Source organism: Streptomyces sp. NPDC013317 (assembly GCF_055563155.1).
This window is the reverse complement of sequence record NZ_JBVHDX010000003.1, coordinates 342,168-359,412: the sequence shown is the minus strand read 5'-3', so window position 1 is coordinate 359,412 and position 17,245 is coordinate 342,168. Positions and strand designations below refer to the sequence as shown.

14 protein-coding genes and 1 pseudogene are annotated in these 17,245 nt (G+C 72.2%); 6 read left to right on the top strand and 9 right to left on the bottom strand.

What is annotated here, in order from left to right; translation table 11 throughout:
• Window positions 1–115 precede the first annotated feature (115 nt).
• The 3 genes from ACZ3IJ_RS10470 (at window position 116) to ACZ3IJ_RS10460 (ending at window position 2,244) form a co-directional block, all read left to right on the top strand.
• Window positions 116–493, top strand: a complete 378-nt coding sequence (locus tag ACZ3IJ_RS10470) for a hypothetical protein (RefSeq protein WP_467467277.1) — start codon at window positions 116–118, stop codon at window positions 491–493.
• A 69-nt stretch (window positions 494–562) separates the two neighbouring features.
• Window positions 563–724, top strand: coding sequence for a hypothetical protein (locus ACZ3IJ_RS10465; RefSeq protein ID WP_467467276.1), 162 nt, complete (start codon window positions 563–565; stop codon window positions 722–724).
• 14 nt (window positions 725–738) lie between these two features.
• The gene (locus ACZ3IJ_RS10460; protein ID WP_467467275.1) at window positions 739–2,244 is read left to right on the top strand and encodes a SulP family inorganic anion transporter; all 1,506 of its coding nucleotides are present in this window, start codon (window positions 739–741) and stop codon (window positions 2,242–2,244) included.
• A 111-nt stretch (window positions 2,245–2,355) separates the two neighbouring features.
• On the opposite strand, the gene ACZ3IJ_RS10455 is transcribed toward ACZ3IJ_RS10460, so the two are convergent.
• Together ACZ3IJ_RS10455 and ACZ3IJ_RS10450 are read right to left on the bottom strand one after the other, a co-directional pair.
• Entirely contained in the window at window positions 2,356–3,612 is a 1,257-nt protein-coding gene (locus tag ACZ3IJ_RS10455) for an NAD(P)/FAD-dependent oxidoreductase (protein ID WP_467467274.1), read from the bottom strand.
• A gap of 41 nt (window positions 3,613–3,653) precedes the next feature.
• Window positions 3,654–5,165 carry a cryptochrome/photolyase family protein gene (locus ACZ3IJ_RS10450; RefSeq protein ID WP_467467273.1) on the bottom strand — a complete coding sequence of 504 codons (1,512 nt, stop codon included), beginning with the start codon at window positions 5,163–5,165 and terminating at the stop codon, window positions 3,654–3,656.
• 594 nt (window positions 5,166–5,759) lie between these two features.
• Here ACZ3IJ_RS10450 and ACZ3IJ_RS10445 point away from each other — a divergent pair.
• Window positions 5,760–6,179, top strand: a complete 420-nt coding sequence (locus tag ACZ3IJ_RS10445) for a TOBE domain-containing protein (protein WP_467467272.1) — start codon at window positions 5,760–5,762, stop codon at window positions 6,177–6,179.
• A gap of 90 nt (window positions 6,180–6,269) precedes the next feature.
• Here ACZ3IJ_RS10445 and ACZ3IJ_RS10440 read toward each other — a convergent pair whose 3' ends face one another.
• From ACZ3IJ_RS10440 to ACZ3IJ_RS10415, 6 genes and pseudogenes are all read right to left on the bottom strand, one after another.
• A complete protein-coding gene (locus ACZ3IJ_RS10440; protein WP_467467271.1) occupies window positions 6,270–8,231 on the bottom strand; it encodes an ABC transporter permease in 1,962 nt (653 codons plus the stop codon).
• Window positions 8,232–8,333: 102 nt separating this feature from the next.
• Window positions 8,334–9,149 (bottom strand): molybdate ABC transporter substrate-binding protein, encoded by an 816-nt coding sequence (gene modA, locus ACZ3IJ_RS10435; RefSeq protein WP_467467270.1) that lies wholly within the window; start codon window positions 9,147–9,149, stop codon window positions 8,334–8,336.
• Between the two features lie 94 nt (window positions 9,150–9,243).
• Window positions 9,244–9,636: a TOBE domain-containing protein gene (locus tag ACZ3IJ_RS10430; protein ID WP_467467269.1), complete on the bottom strand. Its 393-nt coding sequence runs from the start codon at window positions 9,634–9,636 to the stop codon at window positions 9,244–9,246.
• A gap of 109 nt (window positions 9,637–9,745) precedes the next feature.
• The gene (locus ACZ3IJ_RS10425; RefSeq protein ID WP_467467268.1) at window positions 9,746–10,258 is read right to left on the bottom strand and encodes a molybdopterin-binding protein; all 513 of its coding nucleotides are present in this window, start codon (window positions 10,256–10,258) and stop codon (window positions 9,746–9,748) included.
• A 147-nt stretch (window positions 10,259–10,405) separates the two neighbouring features.
• Window positions 10,406–13,204 (bottom strand): molybdopterin-dependent oxidoreductase, encoded by a 2,799-nt coding sequence (locus ACZ3IJ_RS10420; RefSeq protein WP_467467267.1) that lies wholly within the window; start codon window positions 13,202–13,204, stop codon window positions 10,406–10,408.
• Window positions 13,204–14,044 (bottom strand): annotated as a pseudogene (locus ACZ3IJ_RS10415) (FAD binding domain-containing protein). The gene ACZ3IJ_RS10420 and the pseudogene ACZ3IJ_RS10415 overlap by 1 nt, the downstream one beginning before the upstream one ends.
• A gap of 225 nt (window positions 14,045–14,269) precedes the next feature.
• Here ACZ3IJ_RS10415 and ACZ3IJ_RS10410 point away from each other — a divergent pair.
• Window positions 14,270–15,793, top strand: coding sequence for a PucR family transcriptional regulator (locus tag ACZ3IJ_RS10410; protein ID WP_467467266.1), 1,524 nt, complete (start codon window positions 14,270–14,272; stop codon window positions 15,791–15,793).
• A gap of 122 nt (window positions 15,794–15,915) precedes the next feature.
• Here the strand turns inward: ACZ3IJ_RS10410 and ACZ3IJ_RS10405 are convergent, their stop codons facing one another.
• Window positions 15,916–16,314, bottom strand: a complete 399-nt coding sequence (locus ACZ3IJ_RS10405) for a TOBE domain-containing protein (protein ID WP_467467265.1) — start codon at window positions 16,312–16,314, stop codon at window positions 15,916–15,918.
• A 110-nt stretch (window positions 16,315–16,424) separates the two neighbouring features.
• Between ACZ3IJ_RS10405 and ACZ3IJ_RS10400 the strand changes: the two genes are divergently transcribed.
• Window positions 16,425–17,117, top strand: a complete 693-nt coding sequence (locus tag ACZ3IJ_RS10400; protein WP_467467264.1) for a M24 family metallopeptidase — start codon at window positions 16,425–16,427, stop codon at window positions 17,115–17,117.
• The last annotated feature ends 128 nt before the right edge of the window (window positions 17,118–17,245 follow it).

Genomic DNA, 17,245 nt, shown 5'->3' with positions numbered 1-17,245 from the left:
CGGCAAGGGTGTTGCGGAACACCGTTCACTTGGGCGTATTACTCTTCCTTGACCCGCACTTGGGCTTGCTTTGGTGAAGCCTGGAGATGGTTCGACCGGAGGGAGGCGCGCTCGGATGTGGTCCGTCCGCGTGTCCGCGGCGCTGCGCGCGGCCCTCCTCTGCGTCCTCGCCCTCGTCTGTGCCGGCCTCTCACTCACGCCCGTCGCGTCCGCCACACAGCTTCCCCGGCCCTGTGCCCAGCAGGTCGCGCCGGCCGCGGCGTTCGAGTCCGCGCACGCGGGGGGCGGCGAGGCCGACACCTCCGGCGGGTCCGTCCTCCACCGTGACCGGCGGCGGCCCGTCACCGTGAACGCAGGCCTTCCCGGCCCGCCGCCGGCCACCCGCGCCGTCCCGCTCGTGGATGCGCCGGCGGCGGGCCCCGGTGACACGGACACCGGGCCGAGACCGCACGACCGCCACGACTCCTCCGCCCTGCAGGTGTTCCGCTGCTGACAGGCGCTGCCGACCTGCGCCGACCTGTCAGCCCGTCGCGCCCCCACGGCGCGCCAGGAGGAATCATTCATGCAGCCACTCGTCGACATCGCCCGCCGATACGGACAGCGTTCTGAGGAGTTCGCCGCGCATGCCGCGGGCCGGTCCCCGGCCGTCCTGTTCGTCACCTCTTGCGACTTCAGGGTCGTACCCGTCCCGATCACCGGGTCCGACGCCTTCGAGGCGCTGTGAGGAAGGACGTCCCGATGCTCCGCTCCTTCCCCTTCCTGCGGCAGGACGTCGCCGCCTCGCTCGTCGTCTTCCTCGTCGCCCTCCCGCTCTGCCTCGGCGTCGCCGTCGCCTCGGGTGTCCCCGCCGAACTGGGCCTCGTCACCGGCATCGTCGGCGGTCTCGTCACCGGCCTGATGCGGGGCAGCAGCCTCCAGGTCTCCGGCCCGGCCGCCGGCCTCACCGTCCTCGTACTCGAAGCGGTCCGCGCCTTCGGCCTCGCCGCGCTCGGAGTCATCGTGCTGGCGGCCGGAGTGCTGCAGATCGCCATGGGCCTCCTCCGGTGGGGCCGGTGGTTCCGCGCCATCTCCCTCTCCGTCGTCGAGGGCATGCTCGCCGGCATCGGCCTGGTCATCATCGCCGGGCAGCTCTACGCCGCGGCGGGCATCCCCGCCCCGGACTCCGGTCTCCACAAGCTCGCCGGACTGCCTGGCGCGCTGGTCGAGGCACTGGGCAGTCGCACGGCTCTCGTGTCGCTCGCCGTCGCCGCCGGCACCGTTCTCCTCATCGTCGGCTGGCGACGGATGCCCGGCAGGGTCCGGGCGGTTCCCGGAGCCCTGGTGGCAGTGCTGCTGGCCGCCCTCGCGACCGCCGTGTTCGGTCTTCCGGTGGAGACCGTGCGGGTCGGCGGCGTGCTGGAGGCCGTCCGTCTGCCGGGTTCGGAAGCCCTCTCCTCGCTCGCCGATCCGGCCCTCCTCGGCACGGTCCTCGCCTTCGCCCTGATCGCCTCGGCCGAATCGCTGTTCAGCGCGGCGGCGGTCGACCGGCTCCACGCGGGTCCCCGCACGGAGTACGACAAGGAACTCGTCGCCCAGGGCGCGGGCAACACACTGTGCGGACTGCTGGGTGCGCTGCCGCTCACCGCGGTCATCGTGCGCAGCTCGGCCAACGTCGAGGCCGGCGCCCGGACCAAGGCGTCCCGGATCCTGCACGGCCTCTGGCTGCTGCTCTTCGTCGCCCTGCTGCCCGCCGTCCTCGCGTACATCCCGCTGGCGGCGCTGGCCGGGATCCTCGTGCACGCCGGCTGGAAGCTCATCCCCTTCAAGGGCGTACTGACGCTGTGGCGACGCCACCGGGGCGAGGCCGTCGTCCTCGTGGCGACGGCGGCGGCGATCGTCTCGGTCGGCATGTTCGAAGGCGTCCTGATCGGCCTCGCCCTGTCGGTCGGAAAGGCCGCGTGGGAGGCCTCACAGCTGCGGATCGAACAGACCGACGACGGTCGCGGAGTGGTCCGCGTACGGATTCAGGGGACGGTCACCTTCCTTCGGCTGCCCCAGATACTCGACAGCCTGGAAGCCCTGCCGAGCGACCGACGGGTGGTCCTGGACCTCACCGGTGTCCACCACCTCGACCACGCCTGCCGGGCCGCGCTGGAGACATGGGCGGAACGGCATGGCGGCGCGGACGCCGAAGCCGTGCGAGCGGCCACCGCACCCGACCGCCCTGAGGGCGCGGCCGCGGCCCCGGTGGGCCCCTCGCGCTGACGTCCGGTCTCGTGCCGGGACCGCCGGCCGGGATCAAGCGGCCAGGGCCTGAGCGGCCGCGTCCGCAGGTCGGTTCGTGAAGGCGTACGTCGGCCCCGCGGCGCGGCCACCTCAGACCGCGCCCGAGCGGAGGTCCTCCAGGACCGTGCGGGCCGCCCGCGCCCCCGACGCCAGCGCGCCCTGGAGGGAACCGGTCGCCCGGTGATCCCCGCACACGTACCGGCCGGGCGCCCACCGCGCGGTGCGGGAGAGCGGCGTCGGGCCCGGCATCGCCGGCAGCGCGTCGGTGACCGTGACGCGGTGCACCAGCTCCCAGTCGGCCGTGTCCGCTCCGTACACCTCGCCCAGGGCACGCAGCAGGGGCGCCATGTCCGTCGCGCCGGGGGAGCCCAGCACCGAGGTGGACACCAGTGCCCGGCCGTCGGTGGAGAACCCCGGCTGGACGGCGGTGAGGACACACGTGTTGAGGAACCTGCGCCGGGAGTCGACGACGAGGACGGGCTCCTCCGACGGAGGCCGCGCCGCCGCGTGGTACACCGTGGTGACGGTCCGTCCGTCCGGGACGCGAAGCCCAGGCAGCAGCTCCGCCGCGACCCGCTGCCCGGTCGCCACGACGACGGCGCGGGACGGCACTTCGCTGCCGTCGGCGAGGGCCACGCCTCCGGGTGTCAGCGCGGAGACCGGGGTCTCGGTACGCAGCACGCCCCGCGGCAGCCGAGACGCGAGCTGGACGGGCACGGCGCCGATCCCTCCGGCGGGGAGGCAGAGCGTGCCGCGCAGCATGCTCCGCCACACCAGGTGGAAGAAGCGCGCCGAGGTCTCGAGCCGGTCCTCCAGAAAGACGCCGGACAGAAACGGCCGGAAGAACGTCTCGACCAGTCGCGGAGACACGCCCGCCGCGGCCAGGGCGTCGAGGGTGGTCCCGTCGGAGCCACGCCGCAGCACCGACGCCGGGGCCAGCGCGTCCCGGGCCGACAGGGCGGAGAGGGCGAGCAGGTCGCGACCGGACGCCAGCCGTCCGGGGAGCAGATCCCGGCTCTCCTTCGGGCGCCGACTCGGGTCGGTGAACCGGCGAGGCCCGTCTTCGGTGTGCACGAGCACCCCGGGGGTGAACGGCCGCAGCCGCAGCGCCTTCAGGTCGATCCGGCGCTTCACCTGCGGATACGACGTGTTGAAGACCTGGAAGCCGCGGTCCACGGTGAATCCGGCCACCCGGTCGGTGCGCATCCGCCCGCCTACCGCGTCGCCTGCCTCCAGGAGCACCACCCGCAGGCCCTCCGCACTCAGGTCACCGGCGCAGGCCAGGCCGGCGGCGCCTGCTCCCACGACCACCACGTCGTACGTTCCGCTGTTCGTCGTCTGTTCCATGCCGTCCTCTTTCACTGTGGCGTCCTCCGCGGGGAGGCCGCTCATGGCGGCGTGTCCCGCTGCGCGCGCTCCCGCTCCCGCTCCTGCTCCAGGAGGGCGGACAGGTCCCCCAACCGGTCGAGACCTCGCACCGCTTGGGACATCCGGGCGTTGTGGCCGAGGCTGTCCCGATGCCGGTGGAGGAAGGCCCAGTACCCCGCCGTGAACGGGCAGGCGTCCTCGCCGACGCGCCGGTCCGGGTGGTAGGGGCAGGGCCCGCACAGGTCGCTCATGCGGTCGATGTAGGCGCCGCCGGAGGTGTACGGCTTCGTCGTCATCCGGCCCCCGTCGGCGTACTGCGACATGCCGACCACGTTGGGCAGCATCACCCAGTCGTATCCGTCGACGAAGCTGCGGTGGAACCAGTCCGTCACGGCTGCCGGGTCCCAGCCGCGCTGGAGGGCGTAGCTGCCCAGGATCATCAGGCGCGGGATGTGGTGCGTCCATCCGGTGTCCCTGACCTGGCGCAGTGCCGTCGCCACGCACCGGGCCGAGACGGCGTCCGCGTCGAGGTCGTCCCACCAGTCGGGCAGCCGACCGGTGTGGCCGAGGGCGTTCGACGTCCGGTAGTCCTCGCCGAAGTACCAGTAGAGCTGCCAGACGTACTCGCGCCAGCCGGCGACCTGCCGGACGAACCCCTCGACCGAGTTGAGCGCCGCGTCACCCTCCCGCCAGGCGGCCTCCGCCCCTTCCACGCACTCGGCCGGGTCGAGCAGCCCGAGGTTCAGGGACGAGGACAGCAGACTGTGACTCATGGTGGCGTCGTCGGCGAGCATGGCGTCCTCGTACGCGCCGAACCCGGCGAGCCGGTGGCTCAGGAAGCGCCGCAGCGCGGCCAGCGCCTCCCGGCGGTCCGCCGGGAACGCCCGCGGACCGTCGCGGCCGACGAAGGCGACGTCCCCGTCGCGTTCCCAGCGGTCAAGGTCGTGCCGGACCTCCTCGTCGATGGCGTCCTCCCGGGGCCGGTACGGCGGGGACGCGCCGAGCGACCGGGCCCCACGCGGCGGCGGCCGACGGTTCTCGTGGTCGAGGTTCCAGGTGCCGCCGGCCGGCTCCCCGCCCTCCATCAGGAGGTCGTGGTCACGGCGGACCTGGTGGTAGAAGGCTTCCATGCGGAGCGTGCGCCGGCCGGCCGCCCAGGCGGCGAAGTCCTCCTGTCGGACCAGGAACCCGCGAGGAGGCAGCACCGTGACGTGGTCCAGCGACCGTACGAGACGCAGGGCCGCTCGTGAGGTGGGGTGGTGCACCGTCACCCGTTCGCGGCCGACGGCCTTCCGGAGCCCTTCCCGGTAGGTGTCCGCCCGCAGGTACGTGACCCGGTCGCCGAGCTCGGCGGCGCGGTGCCGCATCGCCGAAAGGATCAGGTGCGCCTTGGCCCGGTGGAAACGGCGGCGCCGGAAGACGGAACGCGATTCGATCATGACCACGGGCGCGTCCCGGGCGGGCCCGCCGTCCCCCGCCTTGAGAAAGGAGGGACCCAGCTGATCGCCGAAGAGCCAGTGTGGGTTCGTCATGCGCGTCCGTCCATGCGTGCGCGGCGCACTGTCGCACCGTCCCTTCACCTTCGCCCCGCGGGCGCCCGGCGGATGCGGCAGACGCGGGGCGGGGTCAGGGAGTCGGCCCCTGCGCGCCGAACATCGCGAATCGACGCGCAGGGCCCTCGTGGCCCGGTCGACCCGTCGCGGCGAGAGCCACTCCGCCGCGACGGGGCCGGTGAGGCATAGTCAAGCAAGCGGCAGGCCGTTCGGGCGACTGGATCAGGACACAGAGTTCGGCTCTCGCCGTAGGCCTCGATACGGTGAATCACCCAAGAGGTAAACAGGGCGACCTGGTACTCATCTGCGACTACTACGCGCGCATGAGGCTCGCTGATGTGGACCGATCCGGTGTCGGCGACCGACGAGAACTCGGCGGAGCGTCAGGTTCATGGGCCCGTCCGACGGACGGGGATCAGCAGTCGGCCCGCGAATTCGCGAGGGCATCGCGTCCATTCGGCTGGTGGGTGCGACGCGTGTCGACGCGGGGGATTTCCCGTCCACTAGCGTCAGTGATGACGCAGGTCACAGATGTGACGGCTGCTCCGTTTCCGGCTTTGCGAGGCGTGTCCCATGACCCTGTCCATTCGTAACCAGCTCTCCGGCACCGTCACCGCCGTCACCTCGGGCGAGGCGATGGCGTCCGTGAAGGTGCGCCTGGCCGGCGGTCAGAACGTCACCGCCGCGATCACCGTCGACGCCGTCGAGGACCTGGGCCTGGCCGAGGGCTCGGCGGTCAGGGCGCTGGTGAAGTCCACGGAGGTCGCTCTCGCGACCGGTCCCGTCAACGGCATCTCCATCCGCAACCAGCTGGCCGGCTCGGTCACCGAGGTGTCCACCGGTGGGGCGATGAGCTCGGTGAAGGTCTCCGTGGAAGGTGGCGACCTGACCGCCGCGATCACGAACGACGCCGTCGAGGACCTCGGCCTGAGCGCCGGCACGTCCGTCGTCGCGCTGATCAAGTCGACCGAGATCTCTCTCGCCTCCGCCTGATCTCCCGCCCGGGCGCCGAGGCCAAGGGCGGAGACGCCCTGCCGCCGAACCGTTGATCTCGGCATCGCGTTCTCTCGCTTTTTCGGCCGGTCACAGTGCCACGACCGTGGCCTCGGTCGCCTTGACGCTGGTCCAGACGGACACGCCGTCAGCGAGGCCGAGTTCGGCGGCGGCCTGGGGTGTGATCTCGGCGACGAGGTCGGGGGCCTCGTCGGAGGTGACGAGGACCCGCAGCCTGCTCCCGCTGGCGGTGATCTCGCGGACGGTTCCGGGCCACACGTTACGGGGGCTGCCGGCGGGCTTCTCGCGGTGGACGGCCACCGCTTCGGGGGCGATCACGGCGACGGCTTCCGTGCCGGGCTCCAGCGGGTCGGCGGTCACCAGGGAGCCGCCCGCGTCGAGTGCGAGGCCGTGGGCCGTTGCCCTGCCGACCCAGGCGTTGCGGCCCAGCATCCTGGCGACCCAGGGGGAGCGGGGGTGCCGGGTGACCTCGCTCGGGGTCGCGTCCTGTAGCGCGCGCCCTTCGTCGAGGACGAGGACACGGTCCGCGAGGGAGACCGCCTCGACGGGGTCGTGAGTGACGATCAGGCAGACGCCGCGGAAACCCGCCAGATGGGCGCGAAGGGTGTGGCGGACGTGGGCGCGAGTGGTCTGGTCGAGGGCGGCGAGCGGCTCGTCGAGAACGAGGAGCCGGGGGCGGGCGGCGAGCGCCCGGGCCAGGGCGACGCGCTGGGCCTGCCCGCCGGACAGCTGCGTCGGCCTGCGGTGGGCCAGATGGCCGACGCCGAGCCGGTCGAGCCAGCTCTGGGCCTCGCGCCGGGCTTCGGAACGGGAGACGCCTTGGGCGCGCAGACCGTACGCGGTGTTCGCGAGAGCCGACATGTGGGGGAAGAGCGCGCCGTCCTGCGGTACCCAGGCCACGCGTCGCCGGTGGGGCGGCAGCCCGGTGACGTCGATGCCCCCGAGGGTGAGCTCCGCGTGCGCCCGGGGAGTCAGACCGAGCAGGGCGCGCAGGAGGGTGGTCTTGCCTGCGCCGTTGGGGCCGACGACAGCGATGGTGGTGCCGGGTTCGGCGTCGAGCGTCAGGTGTGTGAAGCCGGTGACGTCGGCGTGCAGCGCCCAGCGCTCCCCGGCCGGAACCGACGGCGCGGGCGCGGTGCCCGGCTGGGCGACCTCCGTCGCCACGGGGTCCGCAGCGGGCTCGGGGTTCGCGCCGGGCTCGGGGGCCGTGCGGCGCGAGCGGTCGGCCGGGGTGCCCGTCCACCGCCCGCGGAGGGCGATGAGGACTCCCATCGCGATGGCGAGCAGCAGTAGGGAGACGGACGTCGCCGCTTCCGGCTCGTCCTGGAGCAGCAGGTACACCTGGAGCGGCAGGGTCTGGGTGGTGCCCGGCAGATTGCCGGCGAAGGTGATCGTGGCGCCGAACTCGCCGAGGGCGCGCGCCCAGGTGAGCGCCGCGCCCGCGACGACTCCGGGCGCGACCATGGGGAGGGTGACGGTGAAGAACACGCGTACCGGTGAAGCGCCGAGCGAGGCCGCCGTCTCCTCGTAACGGGGGCGCAGTCCGCCGAGCGCGCCTTCCAGGCTGATGACGAGGAACGGCATCGCGACGAACGTCGCCGCGACCACGGCACCGGAGGTGTGGAACGGCAGCGTGATCCCGAAGGTGTCCTCCAGCCACGGCCCGAGCAGCCCGCGCCGGCCGAAGGCGAGCAGCAGTGCGACACCGCCGACCGTCGGCGGCAGCACCATGGGCAGCAGCACGAGCGAGCGGACGAACGCCTTGCCGGGGAACGGCACCCGGGCGAGGAGCCAGGCGAGCGGCACTCCGAGGACCAGCGAGAGGCCGAGAGCCCAGAACGAGACGAGCAGCGACAGCTTCAGCGCCTCGACGGTGCCCGGCGAGCTCAGATGGTCGGCGAGTTCGCCCCACTCGGTCCGAACGAGGATGCCGAGCAGCGGCAGGGCCAGGAAGGCCACGGCCGCGAGCGCGGGCAGCGCCAGCGTGAGGGGCGGACGCGCGCCGGACGTGCGTACGCCTGATCGTTTCATCGATGACCCCGAAGACATGAAGCACCTGCACTCATGAGGAGGGGCTGTCCGCTCCCCCCGGACGGACAGCCCCTCACGACCTGACCGATCCCGGTCCGTCCGTTACGGCTTCTGGAAGCCGGCGTCCTGCAGGATCTTCTGGCCCTCCGGCGAGGACAGCCAGGCCACGAACGCGGCCGCGGCCTCGGCGTTCTCGGAGTCCTTCAGTGTGGTGGCCGGGTACTGCGCGACGGCGTTCTGGGCGTCGGGGATCTCGACGGCGTCGACCTTGTCCTCGGCGCTCTCGGCGTCGGTCTTGTAGACGAGCCCGGCGTCGGCCTCGCCCAGCTCGACCTTGCTGAGCACGGCGCGCACGTTGGGCTCCTGGGAGACCGGCTTCACCGTGATCTTCTGGGCGTCGAGGATCTGCTTGCTGTACTTGCCGGCCGGCACCTCGGGAGCCGCGAGGACGACCTTGAGCTTGGTGTCCGCGAGGTCCGTGAGGTCGTCGACCTTGTGCGGGTTCCCCTCGCCGGTGGCGATGACCAGACGGTTCTTCGCGATGATCACCGGAGTGCCGGTGTCGGCCTTCACCTTGTCCATGCTCTTGGTGTCGGCGGTGACCAGCACGTCGGCGGGCGAGCCCTGGGACACCTGGGCGACGAGTTCCTGCGAGCCCGCGAAGGAGAACGTGATCTTCGTGCCGGGGTGCGCCTTCTCGTACGCGGCACCCGCCGTCTTGAACACGTCGGTCAGCGAGGCGGCCGCCAGGACCGTCAGTTCGGCCGCGGGCGCGGCGCTCGCGGAACCGGAGGGCGTGGACCCGCCGGTGCCCTTCTTGGCGTCGTCGGACGAGCAGGCCGCGAGCGGGACGAGCAGCGCGGCGGTGAGCGCGGCGGCAGCGGCGCGGCGTCTCGCGACGGTCAGGGTGAGGGACATGAGGGTCTGAACTCCTTGGGGACGAACGGAACGTGCGGACGGGCCGGTCGCGCCGACGGCCGAGGTGTCTCGGTACTGCGTGAGGGGTCAGTTCTCAGGTGCGGTCGATGTGCACGCTGGTCGACTTCACGCGGGCGGTGGCCTGCATGCCGACTTCCAGTCCCAGTTCCTCCACTGCCTCACGGGTGAGGAGGGAGACCAGCCGGTGCGGACCGGCCTGGATGGTGACCTGGGCCGCGATGTCACCGAGCTTGATCCCCGTGACGATGCCGGGGAACGCGTTCCGCGCGGACGTGTACGACGCGTCCTCGTCGTCGTCGCCCTGCGCGATCTCCGAGGAGAACGCCGCCAGCGACTTGCCGTCGATGACGCGCCGGCCGCTCTCGTCGCGGTGGGTGGCGACACGGCCCGCGTCCGCCCAGCGCCGCGCGGTGTCGGGGCTGACGCCCAGAAGTCGTGCGGCCTGCCCGATGGTGTAGGACTGCATGTGCGACACCGTAGGGCGCTCTCACTCGTATCTGCAACTACATCGTGGGAGCCTCCATCGCGAATGAGAGGTGAGTTGGAGGAAGGGACGAGAACCTCCGCCCGGGGTCTCAGCCCTCGGACAAACGGCTTCCCGGAAGACGAGGGCTGCCGATCCAGATCGCGGTCACGGCGCTGACGTAGCGTGCGCCGCAGCGGTCCGACGGCACGACGAGCTGGGTGCCGGCGGCGTCCAGCTCCTCGTCGTCCATACGGGTGGCCAGAAGCACGGGCGCGTCGCCGAAGTCCGGGTCGATCTCCGCCCAGGAGAGGACGGTGTGGTGGCCGTCGCCACCGCTCACGGCCAGCAGGAAGCGGGAGCGCTCCTTGCGGCGTACGGGGTCGAAGCCCGGTTGTGCCACGGCCGCGACCTCGCGCAGGAGCGGCCCGACGAAGGTGTGGCGCTGCGGTCCCGCCGTGGCGCAGTCGAAGACCACGTCGGCCCGGTGCTGCTCCCAGCCCTGCCGCAGGTCGGCGACGGTGAGGATGGCCGGGTGGGCCACGTCCCCCCCGAGGTCGAAGGTTCCGGCGCGGGCGGGCGGGGCTACGGGCGCGGAGTGGGGTGCGGCGCTCGGTCGGCTCATCGTCTGTCCCCTCGGGAAGGTCGGTGCAGCGGCTGCGCGCAGTGATACCCGACGGCAGAGCCGAAGAATCATTTCTGCCACTTGATCGAGGCCTCATCCCCGGCATTTGTGAGCTTGTTACGAGCCGGGCCCTCGCACTCTGCCGGTTCATCGACCGACGTTCCCAGCCTGCTGGTCGAGGGCCAGCCACACACGGTCGCGGGTCACGGGCAGCTCGGTGAAGCGGATGCCGGTGGCGTCGCGGAGCGCGTTGGCGAACGCGGGGGCGACGGGGTTGAAGGGGCTCTCGCTCATGGACTTGGCGCCGAGCGGGCCGATGGCGTCGGACGTCTCGGTGAAGTGGACCTCGGTGCGCGGAACGTCGGCGTACTGGGGGAGCCGGTAGCGTCGGAAGGCCGCGGTGGTGACCTCGCCGCGCTCGTCGATCCGGACGGTCTCGAAGAGCGTCGCGCCGAGGGCCTGGGCGACTCCGCCCTCGACCTGCCCACGGCACTGCATGGGGTTCATGACCTTGCCCGCATCGGCGGCGTGCACGCTGCGCAGGATGCGGATCTCTCCCGTGCCGGGGTCGACGGCGAGCCGGAACCACTGCGCGTTGAAGGCGACCGAGCGCGGAGAGCCGCCCCAGTGCCCGTCCGCCGCCAGCTCCTCCGCCGCGCCGAGGGCGTGCCCCGCCTCGTACAGCTCCTTGAGCGTGACGACGCGCCCCGCGCAGTCGACGGACTCGGCCCCGAGCGCGCACAGGTGCCGGGCGACGCCGCTGTGGCGGGCGGCGAGGGCGCGCAGCCGTTCGGCGAGCGAGGTGGCGGCGAGGAGCACGGCCTTGCCGGCGACGACGGTGCCGGCGGAGCCGAAGGCGCCGGTGTCATGACGGACGACGTCGGTGTCGGACTGCCGGACGGTCAGCCGGTCCTCGGTGGTGTTCAGGGCGCCGGCGGTGATCTGCTTGTGGACGGTGGTGGTGCCGTTGCCGAACTCGGTGGTGCCGACGGCGATGTCGTACCTGCCGTCCTCGAGGAGCGACACGCGGGCGTCGGCGTAGTGGCCGCCGGGCGGACCGGTGGCGATCATCGCCATCCCGGTGCCCTGTCCGACCAGCCAGCCCTCGGGCGCCCGCTCGGCGCTGCGGTCCTCGGCGATGGCCTTGCGTACGACCGACAGGCACTGGTCGAGGCCGTACGAGGCGATGTGCAGGTCCTCCTCCTCGCCGATGGGGCTGTGCATGGTCTCCCCCGGGCCGATGATGTTCTTCTCGCGGAAGACGAGCGGGTCCATGCCGAGCAGCCGCGCCAGCTCGTCCATCACGGACTCCACGGCGAAGGTCACCTGGCCCAGGCCGTAACCGCGGAAGGCACCCGCCGGTACGACGTTCGTGTAGACGGAGTAGGCGTCGACCTTCTTGTGCGGGGCGCGGTAGACGGCGAAGGACTCGCCGACGCTGTGGAACATGACCGCCGGACCGTGGTTGCCGTACGCGCCGGTGTTGGACACCACACGCATCTGCACGGCCGTCAGCGTTCCGTCCTGCCGCGCTCCGGCCTTGATGCCGATGGTGAACGGGTGCCGGGTGGTGGCGCCGTAGAACTGTTCGGCGCGGGTGTACTCCAGCTTCACCGGGCGGCGCAGCTTCAGCGCGGCGAGCGTGACGATGTCCTCGGTGAGCATCTCCTGCTTGCCGCCGAAGCCTCCCCCCACCCGGCCGGCGACGACCCGGACCTCGTCCTCCGGCAGGCCGTACAGCGCGCACAGCGCGCGGCGGGTCAGGAAAGGTGTCTGCGTGGAGGACCGTACGGTCAGCCGTTCACCGGTGCCGTCCTCCTTCGGCTCGAAGTACGCGACGCAGCCGTGCGTCTCGAGGCTGGCGTGCTGGATCCGCTGGGTGCGGAAGGTCTCCTGGTAGACGACGTCGGCCTCGGCGAAGCCCAGCTCGACGTCGCCGATCTCGCCGTGCACCTCTCCGGCGACGTTGTTCTCGACCCGGGCGATGCGCATCTCCGGTCCCTTGCCCTCGTGGACGACGGGGGCGCCGGGACGCATCGCCTCCTCCGGATCGACGACGTACGGGAGTTCCTCGTACGTCACTTCGACCGTGCGGCAGCCCTCCTCGGCGGCCTGCTCGCTGTCGGCGACGACGGCCGCGACCCGCTGGCCGACGTAGCGGACGACATCGTCGAGGACCCGGGTGTCGTCGGGGTCCTCCGTGGGATGCTCGTGTCGCGCGGAGGAGTACAGCGTCGCCGGCGCGTCCTCGTGCGTGAGCACGGCCACCACCCCGGGCACGCGCAGGGCCGCCGAGGTGTCGATCGCGAGGATCCGGGCGTGCGGGTGCGGGGAGCGGAGCAGCTTCATGTGCAGCACGCCCGGGACCTCGATGTCGAAGGTGTAGCGGGCGGAGCCGGTGACGACCTGCGGTCCGGCCGGCGCGCCGACGTTCCTGCCGACGGCCTTGCCCGCGCACGGCCGCTCGGTGTGCTTCACACCCCGTACCGAGTCCTCGATCGCGCGGTAGCCGGTGCAGCGGCAGATGTTGCCCTTGAAGGCGCGGGGCAGGTCGTCGAGCTTGCCGTCGTCGTGCTCCGTGCCCTTCTCGGCTTCGAGCGCGGCGGTCGTCATCAGGAAGCCGGCGGTGCACATGCCGCACTGGTAGCCCTGGGCGTCGAGGAACCTCTGTTGTACGGGGTGGAGTTCACCGTCCGGAGAAGCCAGCCCCTCGACCGTGGTGACGGACCGGCCCTCGGCCCGGACGGCCGGGTACAGGCAGCTGTGCACCGGCTCCCCGTCGACGTGCACGGTGCACGCGCCGCAGTCCCCGGCGTCGCAGCCCTTCTTCACCCCGAACCAGCCGCGCTCCCGAAGATAGGTCCGCAGACACTGACCGGCGCGGGGATCGTCGTCGTGCGTCCGGCCGTTCACCCGCAGCTGGAACCGCTCGGTCTGGTGGCTCATCAGGCTCCCTCTTCCGTCTCGTTCGTCGGGCTGGTGAGTTCGCGGCGGACCTCTTCCGCGAGGCGGAGCGCCATGTGCCGTCGCCACCGGGGCAGTCCGTGGATGTCGTCGAACCATGCGTCGGGACGGACCGCACCGTCGATCGCCAGGCGCAGCCGCTCGAGGTCCGGCGGCAGCGGGAACCAGAGCCGGAACGGCCGTACGGTCGCGGCGCTGACCGTCACCGCCAGCGAACCGTCCACCGGGTCGAGCGTCCCGATGACCAGCGCGCCGGAGCGGCCGAGCCCGTAGAGCGAGGCCTGCCGGAACGCCGTACGGCACTCCAACGCCCGGCCGGGCAGCGTCACCGAGCGCAGCAGCTCGCCCTCGGCGAGGTCCTTGATCCCGGCGCCGACGACGAAGTCGGCCACCTTCACCCGTCGCGTCGAGCCGCCCTGCGCCTGGAGCAGACAGGTGCCGTCGAGCGCGGCGGCCAGCGAGATCATCGGGCCGGCCGGCAGGCCGTTGCAGAGGTTCCCGCCCACGGTCGCCATGTTCCAGATCTTGAACGAGGCGAGGAAGGCGCGGCAGCACTGCTCGACCAGCGGCGCCGCGGGCGCGTAGGTGCCGCCGGCCGAAGCGGGAGAGCTGCGCGATCGTGCACGTGGCCGCGATCTCGAGGGAGCCGTCCGGGTGCCGGGTGAGCGGTTCCCAGCCCATCCGGCTCAGGTCGACCAGCCGGCGCAGATGGGGCTGTGGCTCGGAGAACAGGTACGTGCCGCCGCCGAGCCACGCGTCACCACGCCGCCACGGCTCGCGCCGTCGCGCGTCCCTCACGTCCGCGATCGTGTTCAGATCCATTCCTACCCACGCCTTCCGACCGGTGTCTTCAGGCCAGTGAAGCCGGGCGCGAGCGACGGAACGACTGGACGCGTACCTGGAAAACGTCCACCTAGCGGCGGTGTGCTCTGGAGGATCAACCAAGAGCTGTTTTCCCTCCGATCTTTGGCATCTACGATGCCTTGTCTCGCATTGGCCTCGTGAATGTGGGGGCGGGCTGTCCCGCGACCGCGCAAGGAGTCTCGTATGCACGTCGACCACCTCCTCCGTCTCGACCGACTGGACCTCTCCCTCGTCTGGGGCGACGAGGTGCTGCTCGGCCAGGAGATCGGCGGCGTGACGGCGACCGACCTGGAGGACCCGGCACGGTTCCTCCAGCCAGGAGAGATCGTGCTCAGCGGACTCGTGTGGTGGAGCCGCGACGCCGGTCCGGAGAAGACCGAGCGCTTCGTGTCGGCCTTGCGCGAGGCGGGCGCGGTGGCACTGCTCGCGGGGGAGGAGACCCACGGCGAGGTGCCCAGGGAACTGGCCGAGGCGTGCCGGAGCCACCGCGTCGCCCTGATCGCCGTGCCGGCCCAGACGAGCTTCCGGGCCATCACCGAAGCGGTCTACCTCAGGCAGTGGGGCGACCTCAGCCGCCGCCCCACGGACCACTACGCGCTGCCGGAGAACGTCCGCCTGGACCTCGACCGCGCGCTGGAGAACGGCGCGACGACCGGGGAGTTGCTCGACCGGGCCTTCGCGCATCTCGGAACGCCCGCCTGCCACCTGCTGACCGGCAGCGGCCGTACGGTCGCCAGGACCAGCGCCGCTCCGGCGGAACTGCCCGCCCGGCAGGCCGCCGAACTCCTGCGCGGCGGGCACGGCACGACGGTGCGCGTCGAGGCCGACGGCACCGCGTTCGACACCTGGCACCTCCACCTGCCCGAGGCGGGCCAGGTGCCTCCGCGGGTCCTCCAGGAGATCGCCGAGTTCCTCGGCCGGCACAGACGGCGGCAGGACCGGGACCGCGCGGCGAACAGAACGGCGGTCGAGGACCTCGCGGATGCCGTGGGCGCCTCGTACGTCGACGCGCACCGCGTGCGGAGCGCGCTGGCCGCCTGCGGCCTCGGTGACGCGGAGGCGTACACCGTGGTCGTCGCGGCCTCGGAGCCGTACGGGGAGGCCCGGTGCGGCGCCGCGCTGCGGGAGGCGCTGCAGCACCTGCCGACCGCCGCCTTCGCCGTCGCCGACCGCCCCGGTGGCGAGGCGGCGGCGGTCGTCGCCCACGAAGGAGCGTTCGACATGCGGGGGAGGCTGGGCGAGGTGTGGCCGCTGATCCATGCCTGCCGCCCGGAACTCGCGCTGCACGTCGGCGTCAGCGCGCCGGCCGCCGGCTCCGCGGGGCTGAACACGGCGCTCTCGCAGGCCCGTTACGCGCTGGCGTCAGCGCGAACGGCGGGACCCTCCTCGGCGAGCGTCGCCGGCCTCGACGACCTCGACGGGCTGCGCAAGCTGATGGCCGGAATCCCCGTCGGCGTACGGAACGTGTACCGCGAGAAGACCCTGGGGCCGCTCGTCGGCGCCGGCCGGGGATCGAGCGCGATGCTCCTCGAGACCCTGGAGGTCTTCCTGGCGAACGACTGCTCGTGGGCGAGGACCGCCGAGGCCCTCCACATCCACGTCAACACGGTCCACTACCGCGTCGAACGCATCGAGACCCTCACCGGCCGGGACCTGTCGCGACTCGACCACAGGGTGGACCTGCACGCGGCACTGCTCTGCCGCTGAAAGCCCGCGGGGGAGAGGGCCGTGGCGGAGGGGCCGTGGCGGAGGGGGCTGTGGCGGAGGGGGCTGTGGCGGAGGGGACTGTGGCGGAGGTGTCCGTTCCAGGAGGGGGCCGTGCCGGAGGGTCAGGGCACGTCGATGTGCACGCTGGTCGACTTCACCCGGGCGGTCACGGTGACGCCCACGGCGAGCCCCAACTCCTCGACCGCCTCCCGTGTCACCAGCGAGACCAGCCGATGCGGACCCGACTGGACCTCCACCTGCGCGGCCACGTCGTCGACCCGTACGGCGGTCACGATCCCCACGAAGGAGTTACGGACCGAGGTCGGCACGTCACCCTCGGGGACGGCATGGAGACCGGCACCCCGCTCCTGAGCGAAGCGGGCCAGGGCCGCGCCCGCGATCACCCGATTGCCGGACCCTTCCCGCTCCATGCCCAGCTTGCCGCCGTCCGCCCACCGGCGAACGGTCTCCGAACTCACTCCGAGCAGCTGCGCGGCCTGCCCAATGCTGTACGACGGCACACCCGCACAATAAGCCACGTCGTCGGCTCGACGTCGCCGCGGGTTCGGAGCTCGTGCGACGCCGGCAGGCGAAATGATCTCTGTAGATCCCAACCTGGAGGGGGATGGTCATGGCAGATGAGGTGACCCAGCGTGCCGCCGGCCTGGTCGCGGCGCAGGAGAAGGCGATCGCGCTGTTCGCGGAGGTGGAGGCACGCGGTCTCGTCGCACCCGGCCGGGGTGAACGCGAGGTGAGCGATGCGATCCGCGACCTGGCGAACCACATGTTCGGCACCACCAGGCACTGGCACAAGCGGATCATCCGCTCCGGCCCCAACACACTCCGGCCCTACCAGGACAACCCGCCGGACCGCGTCATCGGCGAGGACGACATGGCCTTCGCCGACTTCGGCCCGGTCTTCGAGGAGTACGAGGCCGACTTCGGACGCACCTACGTCTTCGGCGACGACCCCGACAAGCACCGGCTCCTCCACGACCTACCGCGCATCTTCGACGCCGGCCGCGCCGTCTTCCGGGCCGACGAGGAGATCACGGGCGCCCAGCTGTACGCCGAGGTCGAGCGCCTCGCCGCCGACGCCGGCTGGGACGTCGGCATCTGGCACGCCGGCCACCTGGTCGGGGAGTTCCCCCACGAGACGAACGACGGCGCGAAGGCCGAGTCGTACATCACCCCCGAGAACACCACCCGGCTGCGTCGCACCGACCGGACCGGACGCCGCTGCCACTGGATCCTCGAACTGCACCTCGTCGACCGGGCGAAGGGGTTCGGCGGCTTCTACGAACAACTTCTCGACCTGGGGTGACCGGGGCGGTCCCCGGTGTCGTCGCCGCGGTTGCGCGGCCGTGAGGGCGATCTCCGTCACCCCCTTCCGTCACCCCACCCACGTCGATTGCCCCGTTCGAGGGAACCAGGGCCCGCCGACCCAGCCGC

Excerpts from the sequence above, each read along its gene's own strand:
- ACZ3IJ_RS10470 (WP_467467277.1), top strand. The coding sequence starts at position 116 with ATGTGGTCCGTCCGCGTGTCCGCGGCGCTGCGCGCGGCCCTCCTCTGC.
- ACZ3IJ_RS10465 (WP_467467276.1), top strand. The coding sequence starts at position 563 with ATGCAGCCACTCGTCGACATCGCCCGCCGATACGGACAGCGTTCTGAG.
- ACZ3IJ_RS10460 (WP_467467275.1), top strand. The coding sequence starts at position 739 with ATGCTCCGCTCCTTCCCCTTCCTGCGGCAGGACGTCGCCGCCTCGCTC.
- ACZ3IJ_RS10455 (WP_467467274.1), bottom strand. The coding sequence starts at position 3,612 with ATGGAACAGACGACGAACAGCGGAACGTACGACGTGGTGGTCGTGGGA.
- ACZ3IJ_RS10450 (WP_467467273.1), bottom strand. The coding sequence starts at position 5,165 with ATGACGAACCCACACTGGCTCTTCGGCGATCAGCTGGGTCCCTCCTTT.
- ACZ3IJ_RS10445 (WP_467467272.1), top strand. The coding sequence starts at position 5,760 with ATGACCCTGTCCATTCGTAACCAGCTCTCCGGCACCGTCACCGCCGTC.
- ACZ3IJ_RS10440 (WP_467467271.1), bottom strand. The coding sequence starts at position 8,231 with ATGAAACGATCAGGCGTACGCACGTCCGGCGCGCGTCCGCCCCTCACG.
- modA (WP_467467270.1), bottom strand. The coding sequence starts at position 9,149 with ATGTCCCTCACCCTGACCGTCGCGAGACGCCGCGCCGCTGCCGCCGCG.
- ACZ3IJ_RS10430 (WP_467467269.1), bottom strand. The coding sequence starts at position 9,636 with ATGCAGTCCTACACCATCGGGCAGGCCGCACGACTTCTGGGCGTCAGC.
- ACZ3IJ_RS10425 (WP_467467268.1), bottom strand. The coding sequence starts at position 10,258 with ATGAGCCGACCGAGCGCCGCACCCCACTCCGCGCCCGTAGCCCCGCCC.
- ACZ3IJ_RS10420 (WP_467467267.1), bottom strand. The coding sequence starts at position 13,204 with ATGAGCCACCAGACCGAGCGGTTCCAGCTGCGGGTGAACGGCCGGACG.
- ACZ3IJ_RS10410 (WP_467467266.1), top strand. The coding sequence starts at position 14,270 with ATGCACGTCGACCACCTCCTCCGTCTCGACCGACTGGACCTCTCCCTC.
- ACZ3IJ_RS10400 (WP_467467264.1), top strand. The coding sequence starts at position 16,425 with ATGGCAGATGAGGTGACCCAGCGTGCCGCCGGCCTGGTCGCGGCGCAG.